15 protein-coding genes are annotated in these 15,291 nt (G+C 52.6%); 10 read left to right on the top strand and 5 right to left on the bottom strand.

Annotated features, from left to right (window positions below):
* Positions 1–48: 48 nt before the first annotated feature.
* Entirely contained in the window at positions 49–393 is a 345-nt protein-coding gene (locus D3A97_RS15065; RefSeq protein ID WP_119079297.1) for a HesB/IscA family protein, read from the top strand.
* Between the two features lie 186 nt (positions 394–579).
* Here the strand turns inward: D3A97_RS15065 and secDF are convergent, their stop codons facing one another.
* Positions 580–3,726: a protein translocase subunit SecDF gene (secDF, locus tag D3A97_RS15060; protein WP_119079296.1), complete on the bottom strand. Its 3,147-nt coding sequence runs from the start codon at positions 3,724–3,726 to the stop codon at positions 580–582.
* 228 nt (positions 3,727–3,954) lie between these two features.
* Here secDF and D3A97_RS15055 point away from each other — a divergent pair, with 228 nt between their 5' ends.
* From D3A97_RS15055 to D3A97_RS15040, 3 genes are all read left to right on the top strand, one after another.
* On the top strand, positions 3,955–5,139 hold the full coding sequence (locus D3A97_RS15055) for a serine hydrolase (RefSeq protein WP_157986558.1): 1,185 nt from the start codon (positions 3,955–3,957) through the stop codon (positions 5,137–5,139).
* 43 nt (positions 5,140–5,182) lie between these two features.
* Positions 5,183–5,890, top strand: coding sequence for a DUF4397 domain-containing protein (locus tag D3A97_RS15050; RefSeq protein ID WP_157986557.1), 708 nt, complete (start codon positions 5,183–5,185; stop codon positions 5,888–5,890).
* A 410-nt stretch (positions 5,891–6,300) separates the two neighbouring features.
* Positions 6,301–7,491, top strand: coding sequence for a pyridoxal phosphate-dependent aminotransferase (locus tag D3A97_RS15040; protein WP_119079292.1), 1,191 nt, complete (start codon positions 6,301–6,303; stop codon positions 7,489–7,491).
* Between the two features lie 159 nt (positions 7,492–7,650).
* Here the strand turns inward: D3A97_RS15040 and coaE are convergent, their stop codons facing one another.
* From coaE to nusB, 4 genes are all read right to left on the bottom strand, one after another.
* A complete protein-coding gene (gene coaE / locus D3A97_RS15035) occupies positions 7,651–8,238 on the bottom strand; it encodes a dephospho-CoA kinase (RefSeq protein WP_119079291.1) in 588 nt (195 codons plus the stop codon).
* A 146-nt stretch (positions 8,239–8,384) separates the two neighbouring features.
* Positions 8,385–8,735: a preprotein translocase subunit YajC gene (gene yajC, locus D3A97_RS15030; protein ID WP_119079290.1), complete on the bottom strand. Its 351-nt coding sequence runs from the start codon at positions 8,733–8,735 to the stop codon at positions 8,385–8,387.
* Positions 8,736–8,772: 37 nt separating this feature from the next.
* A complete protein-coding gene (locus D3A97_RS15025) occupies positions 8,773–9,213 on the bottom strand; it encodes a DUF1573 domain-containing protein (RefSeq protein WP_157986556.1) in 441 nt (146 codons plus the stop codon).
* An 11-nt stretch (positions 9,214–9,224) separates the two neighbouring features.
* On the bottom strand, positions 9,225–10,121 hold the full coding sequence (gene nusB, locus D3A97_RS15020) for a transcription antitermination factor NusB (protein WP_232825972.1): 897 nt from the start codon (positions 10,119–10,121) through the stop codon (positions 9,225–9,227).
* A 314-nt stretch (positions 10,122–10,435) separates the two neighbouring features.
* Here nusB and D3A97_RS15015 point away from each other — a divergent pair, with 314 nt between their 5' ends.
* The 6 genes from D3A97_RS15015 (at position 10,436) to D3A97_RS14990 (ending at position 15,261) form a co-directional block, all read left to right on the top strand.
* Complete coding sequence (locus tag D3A97_RS15015) at positions 10,436–10,717, top strand: co-chaperone GroES (protein WP_119079287.1); 282 nt, start codon at positions 10,436–10,438, stop codon at positions 10,715–10,717.
* Between the two features lie 46 nt (positions 10,718–10,763).
* Positions 10,764–12,398: a chaperonin GroEL gene (gene groL, locus D3A97_RS15010; RefSeq protein ID WP_119079286.1), complete on the top strand. Its 1,635-nt coding sequence runs from the start codon at positions 10,764–10,766 to the stop codon at positions 12,396–12,398.
* Between the two features lie 131 nt (positions 12,399–12,529).
* Positions 12,530–13,042: an FKBP-type peptidyl-prolyl cis-trans isomerase gene (locus D3A97_RS15005; protein ID WP_157986555.1), complete on the top strand. Its 513-nt coding sequence runs from the start codon at positions 12,530–12,532 to the stop codon at positions 13,040–13,042.
* A gap of 12 nt (positions 13,043–13,054) precedes the next feature.
* The gene (locus tag D3A97_RS15000) at positions 13,055–13,546 is read left to right on the top strand and encodes an FKBP-type peptidyl-prolyl cis-trans isomerase (protein WP_119079284.1); all 492 of its coding nucleotides are present in this window, start codon (positions 13,055–13,057) and stop codon (positions 13,544–13,546) included.
* A gap of 116 nt (positions 13,547–13,662) precedes the next feature.
* Positions 13,663–14,247, top strand: a complete 585-nt coding sequence (locus tag D3A97_RS14995) for an RNA polymerase sigma factor (RefSeq protein WP_157986554.1) — start codon at positions 13,663–13,665, stop codon at positions 14,245–14,247.
* 81 nt (positions 14,248–14,328) lie between these two features.
* Entirely contained in the window at positions 14,329–15,261 is a 933-nt protein-coding gene (locus D3A97_RS14990) for a FecR family protein (protein WP_119079282.1), read from the top strand.
* The last annotated feature ends 30 nt before the right edge of the window (positions 15,262–15,291 follow it).

The raw sequence follows: 15,291 nt of genomic DNA, 5'->3' as shown, positions 1-15,291 counted from the left end.
TCCGTAATTTTTTCGTATTTTTGCAGGGAATATAAATGCATTTTCAAGATGGAAACAATAGCACAATCACCTATAAAATTGACCACCGGCGCCATACAGGAGCTGCAGCGCCTCCGTTCGGAGGAAGGCTTTGACCAATCCCAGTACCTGCGTATTGGCGTAAAGGGCGGCGGTTGTTCCGGGCTTTCTTATGTACTGGGCTTTGATGCCAAAATGGAAGACGATGAAGTGTACGAGATCGAAGGCATCCCTGTTGTCATGAAAAAGGCCCACGGCATTTACCTGCTGGGTATGGAAGTAGACTTTGCCCAGGGCCTGAATGCCCGCGGTTTTACGTTTACAAATCCGAATGCTACGTCCAGTTGCGGATGTGGCACTTCTTTCGCGGTGTAATATTGAGCATCTTTTGGAAAAGCCCTTCCGGAGCGGAAGGGCTTTTTTTATGCGTTGCCGTAAGACGGGGCGGCTTAAAAGTAAAATGAAAGGCTTGAGAATTGCTTACACGATGACAGGTACCCAAATAAATGAGGGCTGACCATTATTTTTGGTCAGCCCCTATTATAAAGAATGCATCATCAGTTATTTCCCTCTCACCAAAGGCGGTGCTTTCTCGATCTTCACGGCTTCTTTCTCCTGTGCAAGGGTGTTCTTTTTGTCGAAGTCCACCAAAATGGGGGCTGCCACAAAAATAGAGGAGTAAGCGCCGGTGAGCACGCCGATCAGCATAGCGAAGGCAAAGCCGCGGGTTACTTCACCACCGAAGATGAAGAGGATGAGAATGGTGAGGAACACCGTTACGGAGGTCATGATGGTACGGCTCAACGTTTCGTTGATGGCGCGGTTGATCACGAACTTGGTATCGGTATTCTTGGTGAGGCGGAAGTTCTCGCGGATCCTGTCAAATACGATCACCGTATCGTTCATGGAGAAACCGATCACCGTCAGGATGGCCGCAATGAAGTGCTGGTCAATTTCCAGCGCAAACGGCACCCAGTTGCGGCAGAACGAGAACACGGCCAGCGTTACGAGCACGTCGTGCAGCAGGGAGAAAATGGTACCGATGGAGTATTGCCATTTATTGAAGCGCAGCAGGATGTACAGGAACACCACCAGCAGGGACAGTACGGTGGCCTTGATAGCGCCCTGGCGGAGGTCGTCAGAGATAGTAGGCGCCACCGTTTGCGAGCCTACCAGGAACCTGCTGACAAATGCCTGCTGGTCAATATCGCCGCCATAGAAAGGCTTCAGGCCGTTGTGCAGCTTGGTCAGCACTTCTGCTGCGGCCTCGTCTGTATTTTCGTCTACTTTGTAAGACGTGGTGATGTTCAGCTGGTTGTTATCGCCAATGGTCTTTACAAAGGTCTCTGATTCAAATTCCTTGTTCAGCGCTTCATGTACGTCAGCGCGGTTCACCGGTTTGTCGAAACGTACGGTGTAGCTGCGGCCGCCGTTGAAGTCCACCCCGCGGTCAAAGCCGTTGAAGAAGGAGCCGATGCCCAGCACCAGCACAATAGCGGAAATGATGTAGGTGTATTTGCGCATGCCTACAAAGTCGTAATTGGCATGTTTGAAAATACGGCGGCTGATCGGTGTGAAGTACTCCAGGTGGCGTTTTTTGTTGGTCCACCAGTCGGTGATCATACGGGATACCAATATACCGCAGAACAGGGAGAGCAGCAGGCCTATGATCTGCGTGGTGGCAAAGCCCAGTACGGGGCCGAGGCCGAAGTAGAACAGGATGCAGGCGGTGAGCAGGGAGGTGATGTGACCGTCCAGCACCGGCGCGTAGGAGCGCTTGTAGCCGTCTTCCACGGCCTGCTGGTAGGTTTTGCCACGGCTCAGCTCGTCCTTGATCCTTTCAAATATAATTACGTTCGTATCCACTGCCATACCGATGGTCAGCACCAGGCCGGCAATACCGGGCATGGTCAATGTGGCGCCCAGCGAGGCCAGGATGCCTACGGTAAACAGCAGGTTGAGGATCAGCGCGATGTTGGCCACCCAGCCGCCGGTGTTGAAGTACACCAGCATGAGGATGAAGATCACCGCAAACGATATGATAAAAGATTTTGCACCGGCTTCAATGGATTCCTGCCCGAGGGTAGGCCCTACTACCTGCTCCTGCACAATTTTGGCGGGGGCGGGCATTCTGCCAGACATCAGGATGTTGGCCAGGTCATCCGCCTCTTCGGTGGTGAAGTTACCGCTGATGGAGGAGTTCCCGTTGGGAATTTCGGTGTTGATGGAGGGGGCGGTGTACACCACGTTGTCCAGCACAATGGCCACGTAGTTGAAGGTACGCGGATCGTTGGGATTAGTGGGTTTCAGCGCGCGGGTCAGGTTCCGCCAGTCACGGGTGCCGGTGGGGTCCATGCTCATGGATACTTCCACCTGGTTGTCCTGCCCGAAGTCAGCCTTGGCCTTTATCACCCTTTCACCGGTGATGCGGGCTTTGGGGTTGGCCGGGTTTACCCTGATGCCGTACACCTGCAGGGGCTGGTTACGGTCTTCCTTGTTGGAAGGGCCGTACACGAACACCAGGTCTTTCGGCATGGCCGCTTTCACGGCCGGCATTTCGATGTACCTGCGGAAAGTGGCGGTATCCCTGGGGGCCATGTAACCGAGCGTAGAGCTGGGTACAATGCCCTGCTGGGTAGCGTTGGGCATGAAGATGGTGAACAGCGGGTTCTCGCGGGCGGCCTGTGCTTCCAGCAGTTTGGCGGAATCGCCGGTGAGGGCGCCTTTGCCGGAATCTTTAGCCAGCAGGCTGCTCAGGCTGGCCGTAGAGTCTGCGGAGGCAGGGGCTGCGGCGGCCGTGGCGGCGCTGTCTTTCTGTGTAGTATCTGCTTTCGGTGCAGTGCCCAGGGCCACTTTAATGGCCTCGTTCATGGGCTGCAGCACCGTTACGTAAAATTCTTCGCTGCTTTTATACGTTTCGCGGAACTCCAGGTTGGCGCTGGCCTGCAGGTATTTACGCACACGGTCGGCATCGTCCACACCGGCCAGTTCCACGGAAATGATGCCGCGGTTCTCGTCCAGGTTGATGGAGGGAGATGCTACCCCGAATTTGTCAATACGGTTCTGCAGTACCTTGTAAGTGTTCCTGATGGCGGCTTTGGCTTCGTTCCGGATCACCGTCAGCACCTGCTCGTTGCTGCTGTTGAAGGTGATGTCTTTCTGGGAAGCGCTCGCAAAAAGGGTAGACAGTTTGCCATTGGGCGCTTCTTCTTTATAAGCATCCCCGAAAAGCGTAACAAAATCAGACTGGCTGTTTTTCTTGCGTTCTCTTGCTTTTTCAATGGCTTTGTTGAAAGCAGGGTCTTTGGATTGCCCGGCCAGGTTACGCACCACGTCTTCCACGCTCACTTCCAGCACAACGTTCATACCGCCCTGAAGGTCAAGCCCCAGGTTCAGCTGCTTTTCTTTCGCTTTGGTATAGGTGGTAAACCAGGGGAATCCGGCAATCTGTTTGCCACTGGTACTGTCCAGTAACTCTTCCATCCTCGCTTTCACAAAGTCGTTCAGCGTGTCCTGGTAGAAAGATTGTAACTCTTTGTTACCGGGGTACTTCTGTTCGGCAGAGGGATATTGCTTGGCCACAAACTCTTCAGCCTTGCTCTTAGTCTTTTTCTCATAGTTCTGCACCACAAACGTGAAGGACAATTGATACAAAGAGATAAGGATCAGTGCGACAGCAAAAAATCTAACCAGTCCTTTTAGTTGCATTTTCTTTACGGATTATGAATATAAATTTTTTAAGAGTTGCAAAGATAGAATTTAAATTGATATATTAAAGCCCGGATTTAAACAGCTAAAAATCCAATATGTGACTGATTCTGAGCAGGATTTTGGCCTTCAAAAATGACTTCTATGATGCAACGCTTTTTAATGGCAGGTGCAATATTGGTTTTTTTTGCGAACTGCCAAACATCCCGGACCATAAATTCTCCTGCAATGGACAAAAAAAATCCCGGCCGGCTGGATTCCCTGCTCCGCGCCCATGCCGCCCGGCTGGGTCCGGTAATGGCTGATCCGGAGGGCTGCCGCCTGCAGGTGATCTACACGCAGATAGACCGGGATGCCCGCAACCGCCCGGTTTTCACGGACTATTATTACCGCGCCCGCCCGGAAGAGTACTTCTACCCCGCTTCCACCGTCAAGATGCCCGCCGCCCTGCTGGCCCTCGAAAAAATGGGCCGGCTGGGGCTGGACAAATTTACGCCCATGTACACAGACAGCCTGGCCGGCATCACGCCCGCGGTGATGGCAGACAGTACGGCCGCCAACGGGCAGCCTTCCGTGGCGCATTATATTAAAAAAATATTCCTCGTCAGTGACAACGACGCTTTTAACCGGCTGTACGAGTTCCTGGGGCAGGAAGGCATTAACCGCGGCCTCTGGGAAAAAGGGTACGAGGCCGCCCAGATACGCCACCGGCTGGATATTGCGCTGCCGCAGGAAGCCAACCGCCATACCAATGCCGTGCGTTTTGAGCAAAACGGCACGGTTGTTCACACCCAGCCCGATGTGACCAGCCGCCTGGCGTTTGCCCCCCGGCACGATACCGTGGGCCGCGCCCACTACGCCAACAACCAGCTGGTGGAAGGGCCCTTCGATTTTTCCGCCAAGAACCGGCTGCTGCTCAAAGACCTTCACCAAATGCTCAGGAGCATAATTTTTCCGGAAAGTGTAACATCCGGGCAGGCATTTCGTTTAAAGGAAGACGATTACCGGTTTTTATACCGGTATATGTCACAGCTGCCAGCGGAAACCAGCCACCCGGTATACGATACCACGGAATTTCACCGGAACTACGTGAAATACCTGATGGGCGGCGCTGATGCGGCCACGGAGCTTCCTCCCGGCCTGCGCATTTTCAACAAACCGGGCTGGGCGTATGGCTTTTTGACAGACGTGGCATATTTTGCGGATTTTGATACAGGGGTGGAATTTATGCTGTCTGCCACCCTGTATGCCAATAAAGACGGCGTTATAGGAGACGATACATACGATTTTGAATCCACAGGCAAGCCTTTCCTGAGAGAACTGGGGCGGATGATATATGAGCTGGAACTGCAGCGTGTGAAAAAATACAAACCTGATCTGCAACGTTTTAAAGTAACATATGACAAGGAATAACAACCGTAGCAACTCAACATTTAAATTCATAAAAAAAGAGAGCATGATCCTAGCAACAAAGAAGCGACTTCTCGCAGTGCTGATGACCGTGGCCGTTGTAACAGGCCTCACTTCCTGTTTGAAAAACAATACACCGGTGGAGCCGGATATTAACGGTTATGCATTTTTCGCTAACCTGGCAACACCTTCTTACAAAGTGACACTCTGGCGCGATAACACGGACCTGCTGAGAGGGGAAGGGCTGGAATTTGGCAGGCAAAGCGCCGGCGCCGTTAACCCGGGCCCGGCCAAGATCGATATCAAACGCCTTGGCTCAGATACCCTGCTGACCAGTACCAACATTACACTGGATACGCTCCGTTTCTTCAGCTTCTTTATTCACGGCACGCAAACCCATGGTATTAAAATGCATACCATCCGGGAAGATTTCTCCGACCTCTCCACTTCCAAAGCCAATATCCGCTTTTATAATGTAGTGGCAGATTCAGACCCGGTAGACTTTTTCATTGGCGAGACCAAACTCAGCGCCAGCCGCATGTATGAAGACTTTATGGGTGGTTACTATGACAGCTTTACTGCCATAGAGCCGTCTTCTTCCGCCGAGATCATCGTAAAAAATGCAGCCGGCACTGAACTGACCAGGAAAACAGTAGACCTGGGCGTTACCGGCGGGGTGTACACTATTTTCTACGCCGGCACCGAAGGTGATACCGGAGACAGGAAACCTGCCATTATCGGGTACAGGTACTAACTCACCGGTAATACAACTATATAGAACGGGAAGGCCCGGCCAAACAACTGGCCGGGCCTTCCCTGTTTAAACTGATACTATTTTCACAATCTTCTCCTTCGGTTCTCCTTCGCTTCTCGTTCGCTTCACGTTCGCTTGAGGTTCGGTTGGGGGTATTGTTAATATAATACCATCATAAGGCCCGATAATACCATCATAAGGCCCGGTGACTGCCAACGGGGAATAATGGCCGCCGGGCTGTTGGCCGTTTACCTTGCCGTTGATAAAATTTGGGATGTGCAACTGCCTGTTGCGAGGAGGGGCACGCCCGGCCTCTCGCTGCGCCCCGCGGCGGGTACAGGAAGCCATGGCAGCATAGCATTAAAATTCGTAGGTTTGCCGCGGTCAATCCAAAAAAAACTCTACCAAGCATGCAGTTAGCAGAAAGATTAACACGGATATCCGTACCGCAGACCATCAGAATGGCAAAACTCAGCCGGGAGCTGAAAGCACAGGGAATAGACATTGTAGACCTCAGCATCGGGGAGCCGGACTTCGATACGCCGGCCCACATCCGGGAGGCCGCCAAAAAAGCGATTGACGAAGGTTATACTCACTATACGCCGGTAGCCGGTTACCTGGACCTCAAGCAGGCCGTGGCCTATAAACTGAAAAGGGACAACGGGCTGGCGTACAGCCCCGAAGAGATCGTAGTATCTACCGGCGCCAAACAAAGCATTGCCAATGCCGTGCTGAGCCTGGTAGACCCGGGAGACGAAGTGATCATACCCACTCCCTACTGGGTTACTTATTCGGAACTGGTGAAGCTGTGCCAGGGTGACATAAAATTTGTGACCTGCGGCATTGAAAATAATTACAAGATCACGCCGGAACAACTGGAAGCCGCCATTACGCCCAAAACCCGGCTGTTCATGTTCTCTTCCCCCTGCAACCCCACCGGCTCCGTATATTCCCGCCAGGAGCTGGAAGGCCTGGCAGCGGTGTTTGAAAAACATCCGCAGGTCTTCATCATTTCCGACGAGATCTATGAATACATCAATTATGTAGGGGAGCATGCCAGCATTGCCGCTATTGGCACGCTGAAGAACAGAACGGTGATCATCAACGGCCTGAGCAAGGGTTTTGCCATGACGGGCTGGCGCCTGGGTTACCTGGCCGCGCCGCTGGAAATAGCCAAAGCGGCAGACATGGTGCAAAGCCAGTTCACCTCCGCCACCTGCTCCATTACGCAACGCTGCGCCATTACGGCCCTGCGCGGCGAGCTGGACACGGCCCGGGAAATGGTGGCCGCTTTCCGGGAACGGAGGGCGTTCATTTACAATGCGCTGAAAAATATACCGGGCCTGCAGGTGAATGAGCCGGACGGGGCTTTTTATATGTTCCCCAACGTAAGCGCCTTTTTTGGCAGGTCTTACGAAGGAGAAACGGTCAGCAACGCGGATGAGCTTTGCATGTACCTGCTGCACAAGGCCAATGTGACCGTGGTATCCGGCGCGGCTTTCCGCCAGCCGGAGTGCATCCGGATATCTTACGCTACCGGTATGCCCCGCATTGAGGAAGGCATGAAAAGAATGAAGGAGTGGCTGGGCAAGCTGCAATAAAACGATACAGAAGGCCGGGCGTTGTTCCGGCCTTTTTTTATGGCAGCGGTCATGCTTTTTTGTTTGCCGCGTAGTTGTACTTTTTGCAGGCGGACGTGCCTCCTCTTTGTGCGCAGTTATGCCTTTTTCCCCGCGTTCCTTCCAGCGCGCATAAAGCTCTCAGGCAAGCGTAAGAAATTGTTTGTGCAACGCCAGTACCTGGGGTATCACCATCTGCTGCTCGTCGTTATAGATCACATAGTCCGCCAGTTTCAGCTTGATCTTCTCATCCAGCTGCTTGTGCATGCGCGCCAGCACGGCATCCCGCTCCACGCCGTCCCGCTGCATCACCCGGTGAATGCGCAGCGCCTGCGGGGCATACACCATGATCACTTTGTCTACATGGTGGAAAGATTCTGTTTCGAACATGAGCGCGGCTTCCTTGATCACATAAGGCGCATTTTGCTGCGCTGCCCAGGTCTTGGAATCGCGGATGGTGGCGGGGTGTACCAGGGAGTTGAGTTTCTCCAGCTGGTCTTTGTCGTTAAAAACAATGTTGGCAATGTATTGGCGGTTGAGGCTGCCATCTTCACAATAAGATGCCGGGCCAAAGTGTTCTTTGATCTGCCGGACCAGCAGCGCATCTTTGGTCATGATTTCTTTAGCGGCATCGTCTGCCGAGTAAACGGGGATGCCAAGCAATGTAAACAGTTTGGCCACAGTGGTTTTGCCGGAACCAATGCCGCCTGTGATACCGATAATGAGCATGTCTAACGTTAAAAAACTAAATATAGAAAATAAAAACGTATTCATTTTTGTCAAGTTCTGACAAGTACGAAAAGCGTTATCTGTACGCATAAAAAAAGGCGCTCCGGTGATGGAGCGCCTCTCTATTTCATTTAGCTGAAAACAGTTTATTTGGTTTCAGCAGCTTTGTTTACCGCGGTAGTATATTCCATGCTTACAGCGGAACGCTCAATGGTAAAATAGGTACCGGCGCTCACTTCCAGTTGCAAAGTATTGTTCTCGTTGATCTTTTTTACTTTGCCGTGGATGCCCGCAATGGTCACCACTTTATCTCCTTCTCTGAGGTTGTCGATAAACTGTTTTTGCTGTTTGGCTTTTTTGGTTTGAGGACGGATCATGAACAGCCACATTACCAGGATCATACCGCCGAAGAACAGCAGGGAGCCCATGCCGCCGAAACCGCCCTGACCACCACCCTGGGGCGGCGTCATCAATAAAACATTTAATAAGTTGTACATCGTATGTAGTTTGTTGATTTGAAGCTCGTAAAGTTACCTATTTCTTTGCAACGATCACGCATTGAATTCTGGGGCCGGTCACCAGCGGAGGGTTGGTGTTGGCCTGGATGAACAATTCCTTTTCCGTATACCCTTCCGGCCGGCCATGGCTGTCAAATTTCACCTTCATGTAGCTGCTTTCCCCGGGCTTGATGGGCTCTTTGGGCCACTCCGGTACGGTGCAGCCGCAACTGGCCTCCGCTTTCTGGATCAGCAGGTCTTTGTTGCCGGTGTTGGTGAATTTGAAAGAATATTCCACCACTTCGCCCTGCGTTACCTTGCCGAAATCATGCACCTCCTTCTCAAATGTCATGACAGCCACCTTGCCGGTGTCCGCAGCATTGGTGGAAACCGGCTGCTTGCCGCCGCCCTCCCCGCCGCCGTTGCAGGCTGCCAGCAGCAGGCCAATGGCTGCCAACGGGTATAAGAATAGTTTCATACGTAACATGATTATTTTTTGGTACGGTCCACTTTCTGCACCAGGTTGGCCTGCTGCAGGTCTTTCAGGATATTGTCCAGTATGCCGTTCACGAACTGCCCGCTCTGGGGCGTGCTGTAAGCCTTGGCCAGGTCAATATACTCATTGATGGTCACTTTTGTAGGAATAGTGGGAAAATAGAGGAACTCGCACACCCCCATTTCCATCAGCAGCATGTCTACCGCCGCAATACGCTCCGGGTCCCAGTTCTGCAATTTGGGTTTGATCAGCTCCAGGCAGTAATCTTTCTTGTTGATGCCCGTGGTGAGCAGTTCCCTGGCATATTCCAGCTTTTCATGGCTGATCAGCTGCAGGAAGTTGAACAGTTGGGGCTTTGACAGGTAGTTGCCCACCAGTATGCCCATCATCTCCTCATCGTCTCCCCAGTGCAGGAAACTGTCTTCCATATGCTGGCGGAACAGCTCGCTCTTGTCCAGCACCTCTTTGTAAATATATTCAACGATCTGTTTCTCGGAGGCTTTATCGCGGGAAGGCACGGCAATGTAGTTTTTATACACCTCACTGTCCGTCAGCTGGTTATACAGCTTGCGCACCAGTTCCACGTCTTCGAACCGCCGCAGCTTCCAGGTATCCAGGTTCACCTGGAACCCTTTGTCTCCCAATACCTGGAACACAAAATCGTTCCCGGCTATTTTGGTGTTGACAGACAGATCTTCCGCGCTGGGCAGGTGTTTGGAGGCCCTGGCCTGCGCGTCTGTTTCCGCATACTGCGCCACACGGGCAATAGTATACAGCAAATAAGTGAAAATCTGGCAGGTCTGGTCCAATTTCTCATTCAGCAAACTCGTGGCAGTGCCCGGTTTCACGGCGCCCTGCTCCATGGTGTCCATGGCATACAGCGTTTGCATAACTTTTACCCGGATGTTTCTTCTACTGATCATTGTACGCTTAGGAAAATGGCCGCAAATCTACTGTTTTACAGGGACTTTTTAAAAAATACTTCCCCACTGCCCCGGCGGCAGACAAAAAAACTGCCACGAACAGGGCTTTTGACAGCCAAAAATGAAAAAATGGCATTTCTTGTCAGTCCCTCACCAATTTGATTATCTTTGGTTCCTGAAAATTTGACCCGAATAGCCGGTTGGCACAATCTTCGTAAAGGGAAATTCCGTCAAATTATCTCCTTAATACACATAAACAAGTCTTTAAAAATAGATTGACAATGGCAAAACAATTAAGTATTAAACCTCTCGCAGACAGGGTGATCGTAAAACCCGCAGCAGCAGAAGAAAAAACCGCAGGCGGCATTATCATCCCGGACACGGCTAAGGAAAAACCTCAACGCGGCACCGTAGTAGCGGCTGGCCCCGGTAAAAAAGACGAACCCGTTAGCGTGAAAGTAGGCGATACCGTATTGTATGGCAAATACTCCGGCACCGAAATCAGCCTGGAAGGAGACGATTACCTGATCATGCGCGAATCAGACATTCTGGCTGTACTCTAAGCCTCACCCACCTTTTCTCAAAACGACCAAAGAAAAACTAAGCATTATGGCAAAACAAATATTCTTCAATACCGACGCCCGCAATAAAATGAAAAAGGGCGTGGACACCCTGGCTAACGCTGTGAAAGTGACCCTGGGCCCCAAAGGCCGCAATGTGGTGATCGAAAAGAAATTCGGCGCTCCCGGCGTAACAAAAGACGGTGTTACCGTAGCGAAAGAAATTGAACTGGAAGACCCCATCGAGAACATGGGCGCACAAATGGTGAAAGAAGTAGCCTCCAAAACTGCGGACATTGCAGGTGACGGTACTACCACTGCCACCGTGCTGGCCCAGTCCATCATCGGCGAAGGCCTCAAGAACGTGGCCGCCGGCGCTAACCCGATGGACCTGAAACGCGGTATCGACAAAGCGGTGAAAGCCGTTGTAGCGAACCTGCAGAAACAATCCGAAAAAGTAGGCAGCGACACCAAGAAGATTGAACAGGTGGCCGCTATCTCCGCCAATAACGACGCCGAGATCGGTAAACTGATTGCTGAAGCAATGCAGAAAGTGACCAAAGACGGCGTAATCACCGTAGAAGAAGCTAAAGGCACCGAAACCACTGTAGAAGTGGTAGAAGGTATGCAGTTCGACCGCGGTTACCTCTCCCCCTACTTCATCACCAACAGCGAAAAAATGCAGGCTGAGCTGCAGAACCCCTACATCCTGATCTACGACAAGAAGATCAGCACCATGAAGGACATCCTGCACATCCTGGAAAAAGTAGCTCAGCAGGGCGCTCCCCTCCTGATCATTGCTGAAGACCTGGAAGGTGAAGCACTGGCCACCCTGGTGGTGAACAAACTGCGCGGCACCCTGAAAATAGCGGCTGTGAAAGCCCCCGGCTTTGGAGACAGAAGGAAGGAAATGCTGCAGGACATTGCTACCCTCACCGCAGGCGTAGTGATCAGCGAAGAACAAGGTTTCAAACTGGAAAATGCAGACCTCACTTACCTGGGCCGCGCAGAATCCGTTACCATTGATAAAGACAATACCACCATCGTAGGCGGCCAGGGCGCAAAAGAAGACATCCAGGCCCGCATCGGACAGATCAAGTCACAGATCGAAGTGACTACTTCCGATTACGACCGTGAGAAACTCCAGGAGCGCCTGGCCAAACTGAGCGGCGGTGTTGCCGTACTGTACGTTGGTGCTGCTACTGAAGTGGAAATGAAAGAGAAGAAAGACCGTGTGGACGACGCCCTGCATGCTACCCGCGCTGCCGTTGAAGAAGGCATCGTAGCCGGTGGCGGCGTAGCCTTCATCCGCGCTATTGAAAGCCTGGAAAAACTGAAAGGTGAGAACGAAGACGAACAAACCGGTGTGGCTATCGTAAAACGCGCTATTGAAGAGCCCCTGCGCCAGATCACTGAAAACGCCGGCATCGAAGGTTCCATCGTTGTTCAGAAAGTGAAGGAAGGCAAGGCAGACTACGGTTTCAACGCCCGCACCGAAAAGTATGAGAACATGCTGGCCGCCGGTGTAATTGACCCGACCAAAGTAACACGTATTGCCCTGGAAAACGCCGCATCCATTGCCGGTATGCTGCTGACCACCGAATGCGTGATTGCAGATAAACCGGAACCTAAATCCGCTGCTCCCGCTATGCCGGGCGGCCACGGTATGGGCATGGACTACTAGTCCGCCACCGGTTATCCGATATTCCTGTCCCGCCCGGCACTCCCGGGCGGGATTTTTTTTGTAACATTATTTCCCTCCCGGCCGTTTAACTGTTGTATTTTTGACGAACTTTTGTGATTTCCGGCAACAAGATGATAAAAAGACCGCTATATTTTTTACTGCTGACCGCCTGTACCGCCGTGGTATTCACCTCCTGCATGAAAAACCAGAGCGAAATGCCGGCCAATGCCGCGGTAGAGTCCATTTACCGGGATAATGGCATCATCCGCGAGTACCTTCGCTCCCGGCAGCTGGACTCCGGCCTGGTGATACACCCCAGCGGGCTGTGCTACAAGGTGGTGAAAGAAGGGAACGGCCGTGACTCCATCCGCCGCGAGAACATACCGGTGGTGGTATTCAAACGTTACCTGCTCCCCAGTGAAAAGCTCATAGAATCTTCCCTGGGCCTGCCCACCTCTTTTGACGGGCGCAAGCTCAAAGACCATATTGCCGGCTGGCAGATAGGCCTGCCGCAGATCACCAAAGGCGGCCGCATCATCATGTACATCCCGTCCGCCCTGGCCTTCGGCACGCAGGGCGTGCAGAACATCATCCCCCCCAATGCCATCCTGATTTGTGACGTAACCCTTGTGGACATTAAATAATCCGATCTGCATATGAAGAGACACTACTTTTGGCTGTTAAGCCTCCTGGCCATTTCGATCTTTGCGGCCTGCAAGAAAAAAGACAACCCGCCGCCCTACGACCCGGTGAAACAGGCAGTCATTGACGAACAGCTGATACAGGAGCACATCACCAGGAACAACATTACCGGCACGCTGAAAGATACCAGCGGGCTGCATTACAAGATAATGGAACATGGCACGCCCGGAGACACCATTGCGCTGGATGACCGTATGAACATCACCTACGTGGGCACCCTGCTGAACGGTAACCAGTTTGACGCGGGAGAAAAGACCACCCTGGGGGAGTACCGCCTGGAAAACCTGATAGAAGGCTGGAAAATAGGCCTCCGCAAGATTTCCAAAGGCGGCAAGGTGCTGCTGCTGGTCCCCTCCGGCCTGGGGTATAAAAACGCCAACATGGGCAGCATACCGCCCAACTCCGTGCTGGTTTTCGAGATCACCCTGCATAACTTCTATTATTGATCACCGATATTCTTTAAAAAAATGCCCGCCTCCCAAAAAGGCGGGCATTTTTTATGCGGCAAAGATGTTTTTTTTGGTTATTTTTAATTGCCCCCGAAAATGATGTCAACCAAAAAATGATAGAGCGTACCCAACATATTACCGCCGACAATGAAAAAGCGCTTGAACTGCTTTTTGTAGACATTTTCAGGCAGCATGAAGGCCGCCTGTACGCCCTGGCCCATCAACTCACCAGATCAGACCTGTTTGCCGGAGACGTGATCCAGGAAGTGTTCATGAAACTCTGGGAACAGCGCGCGCAGCTCCGTGATATCGACAACATGGAAGCCTGGCTGTACCGCCTCACGGAAAACAAGGTGATAGACTTTCTCCGCAAGGCGGCGGCAGACGAGCGGCTACGGGAGGCCATCTGGCATTCCCTCTCCCCCAACGCCCAGGCCACGGAAAGCCTGGTAGTGACCCGGGAATACCATCACATGCTACAAAAAGCCATTGCCCACCTGCCGCCCCGGCGCCGCCTCATTTACCAGCTGAACCGGGAGAAAGGCCTTAATTACCAGCAGATCGCAAAAGAGCTGCGGATATCCCGGCATACCGTTAAAAACCAACTGTCTACCGCCCTCCACGCTATCAGGAGCTTCATTCTCAAAACTTCCGGCCCCCTTTCCCTCTTTTTTCTGAAATATTTTGCGGGCGAATAGGAACATCTTCTTTTTGCTTCGTCTTCCCTGTTGAAGGTTACAACTTTTCTAATCCACGTACACCAATACAAGCACCCCGAAATGGAAGAGCGGATCAAATACTTATTCCGGCAGTATACTGCCGGTAAATGCTCCAGGAAGGAGTACGAAGAGTTCTTTGCATACGTGCGCCGGTCTTCCGGAGATGAGGCGCTCAGGGACCTGGTGCGCGAGCTGTATGCCGCGCAGGGGCAGGAACCGCCCGCCGCGCCGCCTTATGTAGACGGCAACGGTGCGCTGGTGCTGCGCAAAGCAAAGCGCGGCCTGCGCTGGAGCATGGCCGCCGCCGCCGTGCTGCTGCTGGGCGTGGCACTCTGGTGGCAGCCCGCCCCGCCGCTTACCCGCAACCATACCGCCCGCTCGGAATTTAAGCACCTGCTGCTGCCAGACAGTACGCAGGTATGGCTCAACGCCGCCAGCACGCTGGAGTACCCCGCGCAGTTCAGCGGCGGCAAACGGGAAGTGTACCTTTCCGGCGAGGCCTATTTTGACGTGCAGCACGCGGAACAGGTGCCTTTTGTGATACATACCGGCAGCGTGTCTACCACCGTATTGGGCACCGCTTTTAATATCAAGGCGTACCCGGGCCTGAAAAACATTATCGTATCCGTGAACAGGGGCAAGGTGAGCGTCAACTACGGCCACCAGCAGGCCGCTACCCTCACCGGCGGCCAGCAGCTGAAAGTAGACCGCCCGGAAGAGACCGTTCCCGCCGCCATAAAAACGGCCATTACAGAGGCCGCGCCATGGAAACAGGGCAACCTGGCCTATGACAACGAGACCATGGAAGATATTGTGAAAGACCTGGAACGGGTATATAACGTCAACATCCGGATCATGGAACCGGGCATAGAGCAGATCAGGATATCCACTTCCTTCAGGCGGAACGTAGGTGCGGAAAAAGCGCTGGAAGTGCTCTGCAGGTTAACAGACAAACAATTGCTCCGGTCGGAAGGCATATACATTATTCAATAGTTAGTAGCAATCTAACCGTCAACCAAAATC

This window comes from Chitinophaga alhagiae, assembly GCF_003568665.1.
Lineage (GTDB): Bacteria > Bacteroidota > Bacteroidia > Chitinophagales > Chitinophagaceae > Chitinophaga > Chitinophaga alhagiae.
This window is presented reverse-complemented; position numbering and strand designations above follow the sequence as displayed.